Origin of the sequence: Bacillus sp. FSL R5-0447, assembly GCF_038606125.1 — a bacterium.
GTDB classification, from domain to species: domain Bacteria; phylum Bacillota; class Bacilli; order Bacillales; family Bacillaceae; genus Bacillus; species Bacillus velezensis.
In genome coordinates, this window is the sequence record NZ_CP152012.1 from 3,210,001 (window position 1) to 3,225,365 (window position 15,365).

15 protein-coding genes, 1 rRNA gene, 1 pseudogene and 1 riboswitch (1 of these 18 running past the window's edge) are annotated in these 15,365 nt (G+C 45.9%); of the genes and pseudogenes, 7 read left to right on the top strand and 10 right to left on the bottom strand.

All coding sequences use genetic code 11. From position 1 onward, the window contains the following. Positions 1–912 (bottom strand): 16S ribosomal RNA (locus NYE68_RS16110) (it extends 638 nt beyond the left edge of the window). Positions 913–1,278: 366 nt separating this feature from the next. Further along, positions 1,279–1,379: riboswitch (TPP riboswitch) on the top strand. 100 nt (positions 1,380–1,479) lie between these two features. Here NYE68_RS16110 and thiT point away from each other — a divergent pair. Beyond that, positions 1,480–2,061, top strand: a complete 582-nt coding sequence (thiT, locus tag NYE68_RS16115) for an energy-coupled thiamine transporter ThiT (protein ID WP_007410163.1) — start codon at positions 1,480–1,482, stop codon at positions 2,059–2,061. A gap of 30 nt (positions 2,062–2,091) precedes the next feature. Here thiT and NYE68_RS16120 read toward each other — a convergent pair whose 3' ends face one another. Together NYE68_RS16120 and NYE68_RS16125 are read right to left on the bottom strand one after the other, a co-directional pair. Continuing rightward, entirely contained in the window at positions 2,092–3,621 is a 1,530-nt protein-coding gene (locus tag NYE68_RS16120) for a flotillin family protein (protein WP_053574149.1), read from the bottom strand. Between the two features lie 19 nt (positions 3,622–3,640). Further along, entirely contained in the window at positions 3,641–4,171 is a 531-nt protein-coding gene (locus tag NYE68_RS16125; RefSeq protein ID WP_007410165.1) for an NfeD family protein, read from the bottom strand. 146 nt (positions 4,172–4,317) lie between these two features. On the opposite strand from NYE68_RS16125, the gene NYE68_RS16130 reads away from it, so the two are divergent. Further along, positions 4,318–4,806 (top strand): DinB family protein, encoded by a 489-nt coding sequence (locus NYE68_RS16130; protein WP_047936062.1) that lies wholly within the window; start codon positions 4,318–4,320, stop codon positions 4,804–4,806. A gap of 1 nt (position 4,807) precedes the next feature. Here NYE68_RS16130 and NYE68_RS16135 read toward each other — a convergent pair whose 3' ends face one another. The 3 genes from NYE68_RS16135 to betB form a co-directional block, all read right to left on the bottom strand. After that, entirely contained in the window at positions 4,808–5,389 is a 582-nt protein-coding gene (locus NYE68_RS16135; protein ID WP_003152182.1) for an MOSC domain-containing protein, read from the bottom strand. A gap of 71 nt (positions 5,390–5,460) precedes the next feature. Continuing rightward, a complete protein-coding gene (gene gbsB / locus NYE68_RS16140) occupies positions 5,461–6,669 on the bottom strand; it encodes a choline dehydrogenase (protein ID WP_324636466.1) in 1,209 nt (402 codons plus the stop codon). 17 nt (positions 6,670–6,686) lie between these two features. Beyond that, on the bottom strand, positions 6,687–8,159 hold the full coding sequence (gene betB, locus NYE68_RS16145; RefSeq protein WP_015418071.1) for a betaine-aldehyde dehydrogenase: 1,473 nt from the start codon (positions 8,157–8,159) through the stop codon (positions 6,687–6,689). Between the two features lie 200 nt (positions 8,160–8,359). Between betB and NYE68_RS16150 the strand changes: the two genes are divergently transcribed. From NYE68_RS16150 to NYE68_RS16160, 3 genes are all read left to right on the top strand, one after another. Next, complete coding sequence (locus NYE68_RS16150) at positions 8,360–8,914, top strand: GbsR/MarR family transcriptional regulator (RefSeq protein ID WP_007410170.1); 555 nt, start codon at positions 8,360–8,362, stop codon at positions 8,912–8,914. Positions 8,915–9,073: 159 nt separating this feature from the next. Continuing rightward, a complete protein-coding gene (bslA, locus tag NYE68_RS16155; protein ID WP_015240450.1) occupies positions 9,074–9,613 on the top strand; it encodes a biofilm surface layer hydrophobin BslA in 540 nt (179 codons plus the stop codon). Positions 9,614–9,776: 163 nt separating this feature from the next. Further along, positions 9,777–10,445: a TrkA family potassium uptake protein gene (locus tag NYE68_RS16160; RefSeq protein ID WP_007613331.1), complete on the top strand. Its 669-nt coding sequence runs from the start codon at positions 9,777–9,779 to the stop codon at positions 10,443–10,445. Between the two features lie 33 nt (positions 10,446–10,478). Here NYE68_RS16160 and NYE68_RS16165 read toward each other — a convergent pair whose 3' ends face one another. Together NYE68_RS16165 and hmpA are read right to left on the bottom strand one after the other, a co-directional pair. Continuing rightward, positions 10,479–11,324 carry a glucosaminidase domain-containing protein gene (locus NYE68_RS16165; protein ID WP_007613332.1) on the bottom strand — a complete coding sequence of 282 codons (846 nt, stop codon included), beginning with the start codon at positions 11,322–11,324 and terminating at the stop codon, positions 10,479–10,481. Positions 11,325–11,465: 141 nt separating this feature from the next. After that, positions 11,466–12,641 (bottom strand): NO-inducible flavohemoprotein, encoded by a 1,176-nt coding sequence (hmpA, locus tag NYE68_RS16170; protein WP_225046377.1) that lies wholly within the window; start codon positions 12,639–12,641, stop codon positions 11,466–11,468. 218 nt (positions 12,642–12,859) lie between these two features. Here hmpA and NYE68_RS16175 point away from each other — a divergent pair. Beyond that, positions 12,860–13,375, top strand: a pseudogene (locus tag NYE68_RS16175) (cupin domain-containing protein); the annotation flags it as partial. 186 nt (positions 13,376–13,561) lie between these two features. Here the strand turns inward: NYE68_RS16175 and NYE68_RS16180 are convergent. Together NYE68_RS16180 and NYE68_RS16185 are read right to left on the bottom strand one after the other, a co-directional pair. Further along, positions 13,562–13,882, bottom strand: a complete 321-nt coding sequence (locus tag NYE68_RS16180; RefSeq protein WP_204529890.1) for a hypothetical protein — start codon at positions 13,880–13,882, stop codon at positions 13,562–13,564. A gap of 297 nt (positions 13,883–14,179) precedes the next feature. After that, on the bottom strand, positions 14,180–14,971 hold the full coding sequence (locus NYE68_RS16185) for a helix-turn-helix domain-containing protein (protein WP_342493923.1): 792 nt from the start codon (positions 14,969–14,971) through the stop codon (positions 14,180–14,182). 159 nt (positions 14,972–15,130) lie between these two features. On the opposite strand from NYE68_RS16185, the gene NYE68_RS16190 reads away from it, so the two are divergent. After that, positions 15,131–15,343: a helix-turn-helix transcriptional regulator gene (locus tag NYE68_RS16190; protein ID WP_029973246.1), complete on the top strand. Its 213-nt coding sequence runs from the start codon at positions 15,131–15,133 to the stop codon at positions 15,341–15,343. Positions 15,344–15,365 lie beyond the last annotated feature (22 nt).

A 15,365-nucleotide genomic window follows, 5' to 3' on the forward strand; every position in this document is an offset into this window, starting at 1 on the left:
GTCTTGCGACCGTACTCCCCAGGCGGAGTGCTTAATGCGTTAGCTGCAGCACTAAGGGGCGGAAACCCCCTAACACTTAGCACTCATCGTTTACGGCGTGGACTACCAGGGTATCTAATCCTGTTCGCTCCCCACGCTTTCGCTCCTCAGCGTCAGTTACAGACCAGAGAGTCGCCTTCGCCACTGGTGTTCCTCCACATCTCTACGCATTTCACCGCTACACGTGGAATTCCACTCTCCTCTTCTGCACTCAAGTTCCCCAGTTTCCAATGACCCTCCCCGGTTGAGCCGGGGGCTTTCACATCAGACTTAAGAAACCGCCTGCGAGCCCTTTACGCCCAATAATTCCGGACAACGCTTGCCACCTACGTATTACCGCGGCTGCTGGCACGTAGTTAGCCGTGGCTTTCTGGTTAGGTACCGTCAAGGTGCCGCCCTATTTGAACGGCACTTGTTCTTCCCTAACAACAGAGCTTTACGATCCGAAAACCTTCATCACTCACGCGGCGTTGCTCCGTCAGACTTTCGTCCATTGCGGAAGATTCCCTACTGCTGCCTCCCGTAGGAGTCTGGGCCGTGTCTCAGTCCCAGTGTGGCCGATCACCCTCTCAGGTCGGCTACGCATCGTCGCCTTGGTGAGCCGTTACCTCACCAACTAGCTAATGCGCCGCGGGTCCATCTGTAAGTGGTAGCCGAAGCCACCTTTTATGTCTGAACCATGCGGTTCAAACAACCATCCGGTATTAGCCCCGGTTTCCCGGAGTTATCCCAGTCTTACAGGCAGGTTACCCACGTGTTACTCACCCGTCCGCCGCTAACATCAGGGAGCAAGCTCCCATCTGTCCGCTCGACTTGCATGTATTAGGCACGCCGCCAGCGTTCGTCCTGAGCCAGGATCAAACTCTCCGATAAAGTAGTTTGACTGACTACGCACATCGCTGTGCGATTTATTTAAAACTTTGAATTAACAGGTACGTTTTGTCTTGTTTAGTTTTCAAAGATCATTACCGCTTGTTGAAGCAGCTTTATTATCTTACCACTCAGCTTCTTTTATGTCAACAACTTTTTTCAAGTTGTTTCCGAAGCTTTTCGTTGTTGTCTGCTGTTCATCAGCGACGTTTAATAATATAACACCCTTTTGAAAATATGACAATAGTTTTTTTAAAAAAATCATTAATTATTTTCTTTCATACTTATTTCAGTTTCTCTTCTATAGAAAGATAAGCTGTCTTGTGGTTTGGCATATTTTCTTGTATAGTAAGATTGAACTAAATACTTGATGACCACAAGGGGAGCATTAAAGCTGAGAGTGAACGTTTTGTTCTGACCCTTTGAACCTGTTAGTTAACGCTGGCGTAGGGATGTGGCAAAGCCAAATGATTTGCAGTTTATGCAAGCAGCGCGCGGACCTTTTCCCATCCTTCCCCGCGCTGCTTTTTTGTTTATCCTTGTTACGGTTGTCTGACCAGGGGGAAAACTATGAATCATTCAACACAGCTTGTGCGCTTAATTGAAATAGCGATTATGACCGGGGCGGCTGTCATTCTGGACATTGTCTCAGGTATGTTTCTCCGGATGCCCCAAGGCGGTTCGGTCTCTATTATGATGATTCCGATTTTTTTGATTTCATTCCGCTGGGGAGTGAAAGCCGGGCTTACGACAGGCTTTTTGACAGGGATTGTCCAGATCGCCATCGGCAATTTGTTTTTGCAGCACCCGGTGCAGCTATTTCTTGATTACATCGCGGCATTTGCAGTTCTCGGTTTCAGCGGCTTGTTTGCTTCCGGTGTACGAGAATCGGCATTGAATAAAAAAAGAGGCGCTTTAACGATGTATGTTATAGGCGGTGTTTTCATCGGCAGTGTGCTGCGCTATGCGGCACATGTGGTCTCCGGAGCTGTCTTTTTCGGAAGCTATGCTCCGAAAGGCACGCCGGTATGGATTTATTCGTCCGTCTACAACGCGACTTATATGATTCCTTCTTTTATCCTTTCGGCCATTGTCCTTATCTTATTATTCATGACTGCGCCGCGGCTTCTTGAAGCTAAGCGGACAAACTGAAACAGCAGGCGGTTTACGCCTGCTGTTTTTTTATTCCTGGCTGTGCTGTTCGTTTGAATCACTCAGTTCTTTTGTAAGTTCATTTATACTTTGTTTTATGTTTCCTTTGCCTGAAAAATTCTCAATAAGCTCTTTTACATTGATTCCGGAAGATGCTTTTAAGCTTTCCTGAAGACCGGCCATTAAATTGGTTGCGTAGCCTGTGACTTTATTGGCCCCGCCGTTTTCACCGCTTCCTCCCGTATCAACGACGGTTATTTTATCAATGTTGGAAAGAGGCGCTGAGACTTGCTTCGCATATTCAGGCAGCATTTTCACAATCATATCAAGGATTGCAGCCTGCCCGTATTTTTCGAATGCTTCGGCGATTTTTTCTTTAGCTTCCGCTTCTGCGAGACCTTTCAGGCGGATGACTTCCGCTTCGGTTTCTCCTCTCGCCTTTTCAGCCTCCGCTTTAGCAAGACCGTCAATTCTCACGCGTTCCGCTTCCGCCTTGGCCATCGCTTCGATGCTGTACTGCTCGGCATCCGCTTCTGCGAGCTGCTTCGCTTTTGCGGCCGCGGCCGCTTGTTCCACCGAGTAACGGTCAGCATCGGCTTTTTTCTTCACTTCAGAGTCATATTGGCGCTCACGGCGCAGAATTTCTTTTTCTTCCAATTCAATCTGCTTTTGCCTCTCAATAATTTTAATTTGCATTTCCTGCTCTGTCACCTGCTGGCGGGCTTTTGCTGTTTCAAGATCATATGCCTGGTCGGCATTGGCTTTTGCTGTATCCTGCTCTCTTCTGTATTCCGCCATTTTCAGCTGATTGATTTTTTCCGCTTCAGCTATTTCCGTCGCCCGCTCCAGCTCTGATTTTTTTGCGTCTTTATCAGCGGCCGCGCGTTTAATCCTCGTCTCTTTATCCGCTTCTGCCGTGGCAATGTCCGCATCCCGCTTGACTTGGGCGATTCTCGGCTTACCTAATGATTCAAGATAGCCGTTTTTATCGCGGACGTCTTTAATCGTAAAAGAAACGATCACGAGCCCCATTTTAGCAAGATCCTGAGACGCGACCCGCTGGACTTCCTGAGAAAACTTTTCCCTGTTTTTATAAATCTCTTCAACGGTCATGGAGCCGAGGATGGAGCGCAGATGGCCTTCCAGCACCTCCCGCGCCTCCTGCTCACGGTCTTCCTTGGATTTCCCCAAAAATTGTTCAGCTGCTGTGGCGATTTCACCGATGGAGCCTCCGATTTTAATAATGGCGGTTCCGTCGGCCATTACCGGCACGCCTTGCTCTGTATAGACTTCAGGTGTAGAGACATCAAGTTTGCTTGACAGTAAACTGAGAGGTTCTGCCTGCTGGAATACCGGGAGCACGAACGTTCCCCCGCCCCGGACGATTTTCAGACGATTTCCGCCTTCATCAATGTGGACGTTCTTATTTCCCAAATAACTTCCGGTCACGATAAGGGCTTCGTCCGGCCCCGCCGTCCGGTACTTCGTAATAAATACAGCAATAAGTGCGATGAGTAAAAAGAATACGATTCCGATAACGATGATAATCGGCATAGTCATAACAGTTCCCCCTTAGATATCAGATTGGTTCATGCGGCGTCACAAAAAGCACTCCGTCTTTCACGTCAATCACTAATACGGCAGTTCCGTACTTGATCTGTTCTTGATCAAAGCTGACGGCTGATTTAGAAATGGCGCCCCCTATTCCCTCTATGATCACTTCTCCATAGCCGTCTTTCGGGACGGAAGTAATGACCCTGCCGACTCTGCCCTTTAAATCCGTCTCTCGATAAGCGAGCGATTCTTCCGCTGATGAAAGCGGGACAAGGACGAAGAAGTGAAGCAGGCTGACCAAAAGAACCGAAAGAACAAATGAAAGCAACGCAATGACAGAACTTGATAGCGGAGCGGCGATTTCGCCGATATAACCTGAGGCTGAAAAGATTGTTAAAAAAGACAGAATCAATGCAGGGTTTAAAAATGAAACAGGAATGGCTTCCGAGAGGCCGTGAAACACATCTTGAAAAAACAGAATCAAAAGCGTGAGACTTCCCGAAATAATCAATGTGTAAAGATAGACCGTTTCAAGCGGCAGATGAAATATGTCCATCTTCTATCCTCCTTTCAGCCGATGTGTCGGAGTGTTACTTTATATACGGATGTAAAGGTAAATGGTTTCAATTTTCTGATAAGGGAGGCTGATTACATGATTATCCAATCCGGATATGATATGTTTACTCTAAAGGAGGAGATAGGATGAGCATTTTTAATGAAGCCAGACAGCAGATCTGGGAAGAACTGAAAGGACTCTCTGATGAGGAATTCAACCGAAAGCCCGCGGCTGATGAATGGAGCGTGCGGGAAGTCCTTGACCATTTAAAGAAAATTGACGAAACAGCGCAGACCCTTTTATCAAAGCAGGCAAAAGACGCACCGTTAAAAGAAATAGAAGAAAAACCGATGGAGTTTATAGAGGACAGAACAGATAAACGGCCGGCGCCCTCACACCTCGAACCTGAGCAAAACCGATTATCAGTCATTGAAGCAAAACAGGAATTAGATACGGCAAGACAGCAGCTGACCGCAGTTATTTCATCATTAAACGAGGAAGACTTTGAACGTGTGCTTCCCCATCCTGTTTTTCAAGAACTGACGATCCGCCAGTGGATTGATTTTATCGGCCATCATGAAAAGCGTCACATTAATCAAATAAAAGAAATCAAACAAAAAATCGAAAAGGTCTGAGTCAGACCTTCTCGATTTTTTTCTTGGCGCGTTTCGGTTCATAAGAATGGATGGTGACCGCATCGCCCGTGCATATGTCACCCGGGCGTTCAACAATACAGACAATTCCTCTTCTGCCCATCGCGTGCCTCACAAACGCCGCGGCGAGTTTTGGCTGATCCGGATAAAAGGATTGAATGACTTCTCCCGGCTGAATGCACGGATCATTTTCTCCCTCACACAACAGAGACGCACCGCTTGGAAATATCATTCTGCTTCCTTCTTTAAGCGGCGTCAGTGCAGAAAAACCGCTGATTGCGATATTAGCGCCGAGCCATTCGGGAAAGATATGAGAAATCCCCATCTTCTCCGCAATGTCATCACATTCCTCCATAGACACGATTGAAATCTGTCTCCGGTTAAAAATTTCTGTTCCTCTTTCATACATCGGCTCGCGCGCGCCGGCCTTTTTTGTCAGTCCGAAATGCAGGTCACCGGGAAACCCGCCGTATTCCGCACGAAGCTTGTCCATCTTTTTGGTAACAAATTGTTCGGTATCCGCTATATATACGCCTTCCGTCTTTGCTGTTATGCGTTTCCACATTAGCCGCCACCGCCTTTTTCTTGACATTATCCTTAAAAAACCCCGCTCTGTAAAGGAGCGGGGTTCATTTATTATACCGTTTTCGGCGTTAAGTCAAAGCAGCGTTTGTAAATCCAGTTGTATGCTTTCTCATTCAAATCTCTTGGATTTCCGAAAGTTTGCGGATCTTTCATGGCTTCTTTTGATAAACGTTCAATCATGTCCGGAGACACACCTTGTTCTTCTAAACTCGGCACCTCTAAATCTTTTACAAGATCATACATCCAGTTGACGGACACTTTTGCCGCTTCTTCGGTTGTCATGTTGCTTGTATTGATTCCGAATGCTTTGGCGATGCGGGCGAATTTTTCCGGATAGCCTTTCCAGTTGTATTCCATTACCGGCCCCATCATAGCTGCGACGCATTGTCCGTGAGCGACAGGGATGATGCCGCCGAGCGTCTGGCTCATCGCATGCGCCGCGCCTGCTGATTCACTGCCGTATGAAAGGCCGGCAAGCATCGCCGCCTGCGCCATGCCGTATCTTGCTTCCAAATCCTCTCCGTCCGCAAACGCGCGCTTAATATAATGCGCCGCATATTCAATGGCCATTAAAGCAACGGCATCAGTGATCGGCTGCGCGAATTTCATCGTATAGCACTCGATGGCGTGCGCAAGTGCGTCAATACCTGTCATGGCCGTCACATGCGGAGGCATGGACGTGTGCAGCTCAGGGTCAATGACCGTTAAATGCGCGGCGATAAGCGGTCCGCCCGTATTGAATTTAAATTCTCTTTCCTCATCTGTAATGACCGCCCATTGTGTGACCTCTGAACCTGTTCCCGCAGTCGTCGGGATCGTTGTCAGCGGAGGAATACGGTTTTCCAGCGGCTTTTTGCCTTCCGCGGCTTCATAATCAAGCACGCTTCCTTCGTGTGTCGCTTCTACCCCGATCGCTTTCGCTGTATCCATGGAGCTTCCGCCGCCGACAGCCACAAGACCGTTGCAGTTTTCTTTTTTATACAGTTCTGATCCTTCGTTTACAAGACGTACAGGCGGGTTCGGCTCCACTTTGTTAAACAGGACGACTTCGATGCCCGCTTCCTGTAAAGATTCAATGACCGGGTTTGCCACTCCCGCGTTATAAATTCCCGGGTCTGTTACGAGCAGCGCTTTTGTGACGCCAAGCGCTCTGACTTCACTTCCCGCGTGCTGAATCGCACCGATTCCGTGTTTAATGACTGTCGGGATTTCGAATGTATGGAATTTATGCATGCTTTCTACTTTCATATTTAATGTCATATTGTATCTCCTCCTCGTTATGCTTGAAACCAGTTCACTGCCGCAGGTTTCGTGTTGCGGTAAATATGTTTGATTTCCGTGTATTCTTCCAGACCGATTTTGCCGAGTTCGCGGCCGAAGCCCGATTGTTTGTACCCGCCCCATGGCGCTTGCGCGAAATACGGGTGGAAATCATTGATCCATACCGTTCCCATCCGCAGTTTGGCGGCTACGCGTTCGCATTTTTCAATATCCTTTGACCATACCGCTCCGGCCAGCCCGTAAATGGTATCGTTGGCAAGTCTGATCACTTCTTCTTCAGATGAAAATGACTCAACTGTTAAAACGGGGCCGAAAATCTCCTCTTGGACTATCCGCATATCAGACTCGCAGTTTGAGAAAATAGTAGGTTCATAGAAGAAACCGTTTTGAAGGGCGGGATCATCAGGACGTTTGCCGCCTGTTTCCAGTTTTGCCCCTTCTTCGATACCGATTTCTACGTATTTTTCGACTTTGGCCCGATGCTCGGCGGAAATCAGCGGACCGCTTTCCGTATCTTCATGAAAACCATTTCCTAATTTGATGCGTTTCGTGCGCTTGATCAGCTCGGCTAAAAATTCATCATGAATGGCTTCGTCCACCAAAAGACGTGACCCTGCCGAACAAACTTGGCCGGCATGGAAAAACACGGCGTTCAGCGCTTGATCTGCAGCTGTTTCGAGATCTGCATCTCGAAATACGATATTCGGATTTTTGCCGCCAAGCTCCAGGGCAATCTTTTTCACATTGCCGCTTGCCGCCTGCATGATTTTTTTGCCTGTTTCAATTCCGCCCGTAAAAGAGACCAAATCGACGTCGAGGTTTCTCGCCAGCTCGTCGCCGACAGAGGCGCCCGGCCCCAGCACAAGATTGGCGACCCCTTTCGGAATACCGGCTTCTTCTATTAATTGAAAGACTTTAATGGTTGTCAGCGGAGTAATCTCGCTCGGCTTTAAAACGATCGTGTTTCCGGCCGCAAGAGCGGGAGCGATTTTCCAGCTCGCCTGAAGGAGCGGATAGTTCCACGGCGTAATTTGTCCGCATACGCCAATTGGCTCTCTGACGATTTTACTTACGGAATCGGGAATCGGAGATGAAATGACCTCGCCTCCGTCTTTATCCGCCAAACCGGCATAATATTGAAATACATTTGCGATATCATCCATATCGGCTTTACTTTCTTCAATCGTTTTTCCTGTATCGAGCGATTCCAGCTCAGCTAATTCGTTCAGATCGCGTCTGATTAATTCCGCAATTTTCAGAACAAATTGTCCGCGCTCGAGCCCGGAAAGCACCGGCCACTCCCCTTCATCAAATGCTTTTCTGGCTGCGGCGATGGCTTTCACCGCATCGTTCCGGTCTCCTTCGCATACCGTTGCAATTTCTTCTTGATTAAATGGATTAATGATACGGCGGGTCTGTTTTTTTTCTGCACTGATCCATTCGCCGCCGATATAAAGCGTTTTGCTCATAAAAGTCCTCCTTACCGAAAAGTAAGTTTGTTAAATAAAAATTTAATGTTTTTAACAATATTAATTTAACATATGTTTTTTTGCCTGTCAAAACCCGGTCAGTCCGTTTAGATTTTGACATTTTGTCATGATTCGTTAAGATTAAGAACATAAAGAAATGACTTAACAAATTTAAACTTCAAGAGGAAAAGAGGGACAGTATGGATGAGAATCCAGAATTCGCAGCTATAGAACAAGCCAGGGATCTTGTCATTGATTCCATTGCAGAGACGATGGATCTTTACGGAATCACTCGAAGTGTCGGGATTTTATACGGAACAATGTATATGAGGGATGAAATGACGCTTGACGAAATGCGTGAGGAACTGCAGATGAGCAAACCGAGTATGAGCACAGGCGTAAAAAAGCTGCAGGATTTAAATGTGGTCAAAAAAACCTTTCACCGCGGCACACGGAAGCATACGTTTGTAGCGGAAAAAGATTTCTTTACGTTTTTCACGAATTTCTTCCCGCCGAAATGGGATCGTGAAGTTCAGGTGAATTTGTCCGCCATCGAACAGGCCCAGGCGGATTTGCAGTCCGTTTTGCTGGCCGAGGAAGGCAACGCGGAATTACAGGAAGAAGCGCGGCAGTTATATGATCAGCTTGAAAGTTCGAAAGCTTATTATCATTGGCTGAAGCGTCTCGCTGACTCGGTTCAGAGCGGGGAAATTTTTAAATTTATTCCGATAGAAACGGACGAAAAAAACGCCTGAATCAAAATCAGGCGTTTTTTGTCGTGATTTGATTATTTTTGAGAAAATATAGGAACATAAACCCATTTACTTCCATTAAAATTGATGGTAAATTTTTATAGGTATGGTCGTTCTTTTTTAAGAACAATCAGCAAATTTTTTTTAGGGGGATTTATGAAAATGAAACAGAAATTTTTCTCAACTGTCATGGCAAGTTTATTCGGCCTGGTTTTGCTTCTTTCTCTGCCGACAGCGTCATTCGCCGCTGAGTCAGGCTCAACCGTTCACGAGCCGGAAATGTCCACGAAAGCGACTGCTACCTTATTTGCAAAATATACAGGTGCCAGCCAGCAGGAATGGTCATTTTCTGATATCGAATTGACGTACCGTCCGAACACGATCCTGAGCTTAGGCGTTATGGAATTTACCCTTCCTAGCGGATTTGCGGCTACAACAAAAGATACAGTCAACGGACACGCTTTGCGTGAAAGACAGATTCTGAATAACGGCAAAACAGTCAGACTTCCGTTAAACATTGATTTGCTCGGCGCAGCGGAATTTAAACTTTCTCTTAATAATAAAACATTGCCTGCTGCAGGTACATATAAGTTCCGTGCAGAAAATAAATCATTAAGCATCGGCTCTAAATTCTATGCTGAGGACACAATTGTTGTTCAAAAACGCAGCACACCGCCGACACAGCCTTGCAACTGCAAATAATTGCGAAAAACAGACCGGCACAAGCCCATCGCTTGTCAGCCGGTCTTTTTTTGTGCTGTTTTCTTTCTTCCGGCCCTCGCATTGACAAACCCTTTAAACAGGAGTACATTCTTGTTTGTTGTATTTGGAGTGACGAAAACAGTTTCTTAAGGAGTTATGAGGATTGGGAAAAATCAAAAATAAACAATTTGCCGTCATCGGACTCGGCCGTTTCGGCGGAAGCATCTGTAAAGAGCTTTTTAAAATGGGGCATGAGGTGCTTGCGGTCGATATCAGCGAAGAGCGGGTCAACGCATACTCCTCTTATGCCACGCATGCTGTGCGGGCAAATTCAACGGAAGAAAGCGAGCTTCAGTCGCTCGGCATCAGAAATTTTGAATATGTCATCGTAGCAATCGGCGCCAACATTCAGGCTAGCACGCTGACGACGCTGTTATTGAAGGAGCTGAACATTCCCAATATTTGGGTGAAAGCGCAAAACTATTATCATCACAAAGTGCTTGAAAAGATCGGTGCTGATCGTATTATCCATCCCGAAAAGGATATGGGCGTGCGGATTGCGCAAAGCCTTTCGGATGAAAACGTCTTAAATTATATTGATTTGTCAGATGAATACAGCATCGTGGAGCTTTCAGCCACGAAAAAGCTGCATTTAAAATCCATTCTTGATCTCGGCGTCCGGGCCAGATTCGGCTGCACCATTCTCGCCTTGAAACATAACGGCGACATTCAGCTGTCCCCTTCTCCGGAGACTGTCATTCATGAATGTGACTGCCTTGTGCTGATGGGGCATAAACGTGATATTAAAAGGTTTGAAACTGAAGGAATGTAAAAAAGCCGGCGGGCTGCCGGCTTTTTTTGATGCTTATGTTTCTTCACTTAACTGGACGGCGGTTTGGTCAACCCAGCCGATCAGCTCATCTTTCACTTGGATTTGGTACCAGACGGATTCTCCGTTTTGCTTTTCAGATACGACTTTAATATGCTCGCCGGTAAACTTTTGCGCCGATGCCAGTTTAATAGAATGCCGCTCTTTTGACGGCTTGGACCACACGTCTTCAATGGCGTGGTCTTTGATGGCGCCTTTCATATCAACTGCTTTAAGAGAGGCATTGATTTTGTCATATTCATTCAGGTTATAGGTTTCTATGACATCTTTAATTTTTTCAGCATAGCCGGGGTCTGTGGCGTAGCCGGATTTTTGAAGGGCAGCCGCCGCAGTTTTATAATTGTCCGCTTCAATGACAGGCTTGTACTTCTTTTTATTCCAAGACGTTCCGTTGACAAATAATTTGGCATGGTCATCCATTGATTCAAAAAACGTGCTGTATTTACGGAATTTTGCCCGAATCGTTTTTCGTTTTCCTTTTTCAAATTCATCCGTTTTCATCGTGACGTGTTTTCCTTTATAATCACCTTTTACACCGAACAGGTTGCGCGCTTTCCCCGCAAGCTCACTGTTCCCCCAGTCCGATTCGAGAATGGCCTGTGCGAGGGTGATGCTCGGAAGGACATGATATTTCTCATATAAAATTTGAGCATGCCCCGAAAGGCTGTCAATAAAGACCTGCTGCTCGTCCACCTCTTCAGGCGGTTTTTCTTCCGTCACTATGAATTTCGAAAACACCATTGATACCAGAAATAATCCGAATATAAGAGATACAGCAAAAAGGCACCCAAGCACCCTTTTGGTCTTTGCTTTCTTTTTCATATCAACCTTCCTTTAATTCCGGAATCACTAGATTTATAATTTTACTGGTCATTGATGAAAATTTCAATAAAATAGGGAAAAAGACGGAGAAAGAACACATTGCGCAAATAAAAAAGACTCCTCTTTGAGGAGTCTTTTTTGTTATGCCATGCTCAGCTGAGGGCCGAACAATTCATATTGAACGGAATCAGAGTCAAACCCGAGTGCAAGAATCATGTCTTTCATTTGCGTCATAAACTGCGCTGATCCGCACAAGTAAAATTCAGCATCTTGATTCAGATGAAGCTGCTCCAAGAAGGTTTGATCAATCCTGCCGCTGTAAAAAGGCTTGTCTCCTGAGCGGTCTTGTTCTGCCGGTTCACTGTATATATAAATGACGTTAATATTCGGATGATTCTCCGCAGCTTGTTCAGCCTCTTTGCAGAACGCGGCGTACTCTCCGTTTTTCGCGGCATGAATAAAAGTAACGGCACGCTCCGGCTGTTTTTCGGCGGCTGTTTTCAGCATGCTCATCATCGGCGTGATTCCGGAACCGGCACTGATAAGAACAACCGGTTTTTCGGCAGAAGACAGCTTGAAATCCCCGGCGGGTGCGCTGACTTCAAGTTTATCTCCCTCTTGAACTTCATTGTGGAGATGAGAAGAAACCGCTCCGTCCTTTTTCACAGAAATCCGATATGCCCCTTTTTGAGAAGCATCAGACAGGCTGTACTGGCGAATGTGCGTATAAGGAGAATCCGCAATCCGCACTTTAATGCTGATATATTGTCCCGCTTCAAATCCAGGAAGCGATGAGCCGTCACTCGGTTTGATATAAAATGATGTCATATCTTTGCTTTCTTTCGTTTTCTGTATAACCGTAAATTCTTTATACCCCTGCCATCCGGCTTCATTGTACATGTCTTTTTCAATGCCGATGAAAGCCTCCGCAATAACACCGTAAGCTTTTTCCCATGCCTGCATAATCTCAGGAGTTGCGGCATCCTGCAGCACATCCTTAATTGCCAGAAGCAGATACTTTCCGACAATCGGATAATGTTCCGGTTTTACACCGATGCTTGTGTGTTTATGGCCGATCTGTCTGACCGCCGGAATGATTTGTTCTAATTGATCAATATTCGCCGCAGCCGCAATGACTGCATTTGCCAATGCTGCGCGCTGAGTCTGTTTCTTTTGGTTCGTTTGGTTAAACATATTTAACAGTTCGGGATGATCTTGAAACATCAGGTTATAAAAGCGTCCGGTGATGTTTTCTCCATGTGTTTTCAATACGGGTACTGTGCTTTTGATGATGTCTATTGTTCTCTCATCCAGCATGTTAATCCTCAACCCTTCTAAAGATGTATTTTCAATATATCTTTATAGTAAGAGATATTTCGAATAAAAGATATATTAAAAATGAATCTTTAAAAAAGTCGTCACAATATTGTGTTGGATTTGGAATTTATGGATTTCACCTCCTTTTTTTATCACTCGGTGAAACAGGGACACATATATTTGGGAATATACGTTTAAAGATGAAAGCGGGGGAGTGCATGGTTTCCGATATCGATTACACGTCTCCGAATACACAGTTCACTTATGATGTGAATGAGAGCCGTTTTTTTACGAAAGATGCTCGGAACTTTATCAATGTATTGGGGATTAAACAGTTAAACACGCTTGAAAATATTTCATTATTAGATATCTTTCTGAGCAAAACAAATGTGATTGAACCGCATACCCATCAAAACGCCGCTGAATTGGTGTACTGTATTTCGGGTTCCGCGGTGGTGTCGATGCTGAATCCGTTCACCCAGAAAATACGGAATTATCCGATCTCTTCAGGACAAGTGGCGAATGTTCCGCAGGGGTGGTGGCATTATGAAGTCGCCACTTCAGACAAAACCCACCTTTTGGCCATATTTGACGCCCCTTCGCCTGAAGTGATATACGGCTCGGATATTCTCCGTCTGACGCCGCCTGAGATCATGGCGCATACGTACTGTCTGAATGAGCATGAGTGGGAAAAAGCCGTTTCACCGATCCGGCAATCAACTGTGATAGGCCCCGATAAATACTGCGGACAGACTGAAAACACGGGTATTCATGATATGAATAAGCCTTATCAGCCAAATACGCATTATCCGAATGATCCGTATCGGCATTATGATACGCCGTTATATTGGGGATATTAAACGGAGAGCCAGAGCGGCATTGACAGAAAGAGCCCCTCATTGAAGAGGGGCTCTTGATCATCACGGTCCGGTTCCGCAGCTTACTTTGTACTCGCCTTCGGACGATTTTTTTGAATAACATACGTGCGGCGTCTGTCCGGTTTCATCTTTCCAATTGAACCAATTTACATAATAAAGGTTCCCGGCCTCTCCGCCGCCTTCTTCTTTTTGAAGAATCGCAAAGTAGCTTTGATACGGATATCCTTTTTTATAAATGTCATGCCTGATGGCTCCTTTTTCTGAAGCAGACGTGAAGACGACGGGAGAAAGAGCCGGGAGCGCTGTTAAAAGAAGTGCCAGTGCCGCTGACAGAGATAATATAAGATAGATTTTCTTTTTCATTTTCTCTCTTTCCTTTATTTTGAATTGTTAGAAATGAAGCAGAACATAGAGGCTGCCGCAGAAGATGAAAAAAACAAAAAAACCCTTATTTATAGAATAAGGGTTTAAAGGTATGGAGCCAAGGGGGCTCGAACCCCTGACCTCTACGCTGCCAGCTTCACGTAATTGATTTCCGATAAGTCAACCGTTTAGTCACTACGGAAAGTCAAGCGTATCAACGTTTAGTCACCGTTTTGTTCAATCGTCTCTTATTCAATTATACGACGTATGTTCACTACGCCGCAAGTCCGAACTGGGTTACGCTGTTTCAAACGCCTGCCTAAAACGATTCATAAGCGATCCGCCACGATTTAAGCGCGCCTTAACCGTCCAAGCCGCCTTCCTGAACCCTGCGTATAGGTAATCGTCGAAACGTCTAATTTCGTGCGTTTTCGCTTTCAGAATCGTTGCGTGCCACGCTTCAACGAAAGGCGCCGCATGTTCTTCGAGCCTGATCGTTCTGTCTACGCTGGCCTTAGCGCGAAGTAAAATCCCGTAGTATTTATAAATATCCTCTGCGTCAAAGTAGCGAAACATCGCGTTAAATATTTCGTCAGGCAATGCGCCTTTTAACGCTTCAGCCGGTACAGTTGCCGTATCTAATACGTTATTTTGGTTTTTAGAACGCTTAATAGAATCCGATGGTTCGTTTTCCGTTTTCGGTGCCTCAGCCGTTGTCTCCGTTGGCTTTTCGGCTTGTCCGCGATTGGACATTGTCGACTGGTCATCCACCGGCAGGATCACGATTATGTTGGCGCCCTTCCCTCCGTTTATCTTCCGAGTTGTTGCGATTTTCTTAACGATGCCGAGCGCCGCCAATTTATTCAGGGCCCGACGCGCAGTCTTGACGGACTTACCGATGAGTTCCGCCAGCGTTTCCGCCTTCAGGTGCGCCGCCCCGCTGAACTTAACCGCATACCGGGCGATCTTCTTCAGCGCTTGGCGGTCAGTGTCGTTCAGGTCGTATGTATTGCGCTTGATGTGTTCGTAGACTGCCGAGTTTAGAGCAGCCGTTGAGTCAAACGTCTGATGCTCTGCTAAGTAATGCATAACGTTTCCGCCTTTACGTATATTTGTTAATACGTATTTTACGCATATACGTATATAGTCGTCAATATCAAATTACGTTTTTGCGTAAATTTCTTTTTTACGTATTTACGGAAAGCGTTTTGCGCATTATAATAAAATAAAAATGGACGGAGGTTACGTATGAGACGAGTGGTTTTACGTATCGATAAGTTAATGGAGAAGCACGGATTGAATCAGGGTGAGTTTTCGGAAAAGGTCGGAATACGCCCCGCAGCCATCTCTCAATTATCACGTAATCATGTGGTCCGGATTTCAATCGAACACTTGGATCGAATCGTGAATACGTTTGAAATCGACGACATCAGCGAGATCATAGAAATTATTTCCGATTGATAACCGAACACATATTCGCATA

Bases quoted from the DNA above. Each gene is read 5' to 3' on its own strand.
- thiT (WP_007410163.1), top strand. From the start codon at position 1,480: ATGAATCATTCAACACAGCTTGTGCGCTTAATTGAAATAGCGATTATG.
- NYE68_RS16120 (WP_053574149.1), bottom strand. From the start codon at position 3,621: ATGACTATGCCGATTATCATCGTTATCGGAATCGTATTCTTTTTACTC.
- NYE68_RS16125 (WP_007410165.1), bottom strand. From the start codon at position 4,171: ATGGACATATTTCATCTGCCGCTTGAAACGGTCTATCTTTACACATTG.
- NYE68_RS16130 (WP_047936062.1), top strand. From the start codon at position 4,318: ATGAGCATTTTTAATGAAGCCAGACAGCAGATCTGGGAAGAACTGAAA.
- NYE68_RS16135 (WP_003152182.1), bottom strand. From the start codon at position 5,389: ATGTGGAAACGCATAACAGCAAAGACGGAAGGCGTATATATAGCGGAT.
- gbsB (WP_324636466.1), bottom strand. From the start codon at position 6,669: ATGACATTAAATATGAAAGTAGAAAGCATGCATAAATTCCATACATTC.
- betB (WP_015418071.1), bottom strand. From the start codon at position 8,159: ATGAGCAAAACGCTTTATATCGGCGGCGAATGGATCAGTGCAGAAAAA.
- NYE68_RS16150 (WP_007410170.1), top strand. From the start codon at position 8,360: ATGGATGAGAATCCAGAATTCGCAGCTATAGAACAAGCCAGGGATCTT.
- bslA (WP_015240450.1), top strand. From the start codon at position 9,074: ATGAAACAGAAATTTTTCTCAACTGTCATGGCAAGTTTATTCGGCCTG.
- NYE68_RS16165 (WP_007613332.1), bottom strand. From the start codon at position 11,324: ATGAAAAAGAAAGCAAAGACCAAAAGGGTGCTTGGGTGCCTTTTTGCT.
- hmpA (WP_225046377.1), bottom strand. From the start codon at position 12,641: ATGCTGGATGAGAGAACAATAGACATCATCAAAAGCACAGTACCCGTA.
- NYE68_RS16180 (WP_204529890.1), bottom strand. From the start codon at position 13,882: ATGAAAAAGAAAATCTATCTTATATTATCTCTGTCAGCGGCACTGGCA.
- NYE68_RS16185 (WP_342493923.1), bottom strand. From the start codon at position 14,971: ATGCATTACTTAGCAGAGCATCAGACGTTTGACTCAACGGCTGCTCTA.
- NYE68_RS16190 (WP_029973246.1), top strand. From the start codon at position 15,131: ATGAGACGAGTGGTTTTACGTATCGATAAGTTAATGGAGAAGCACGGA.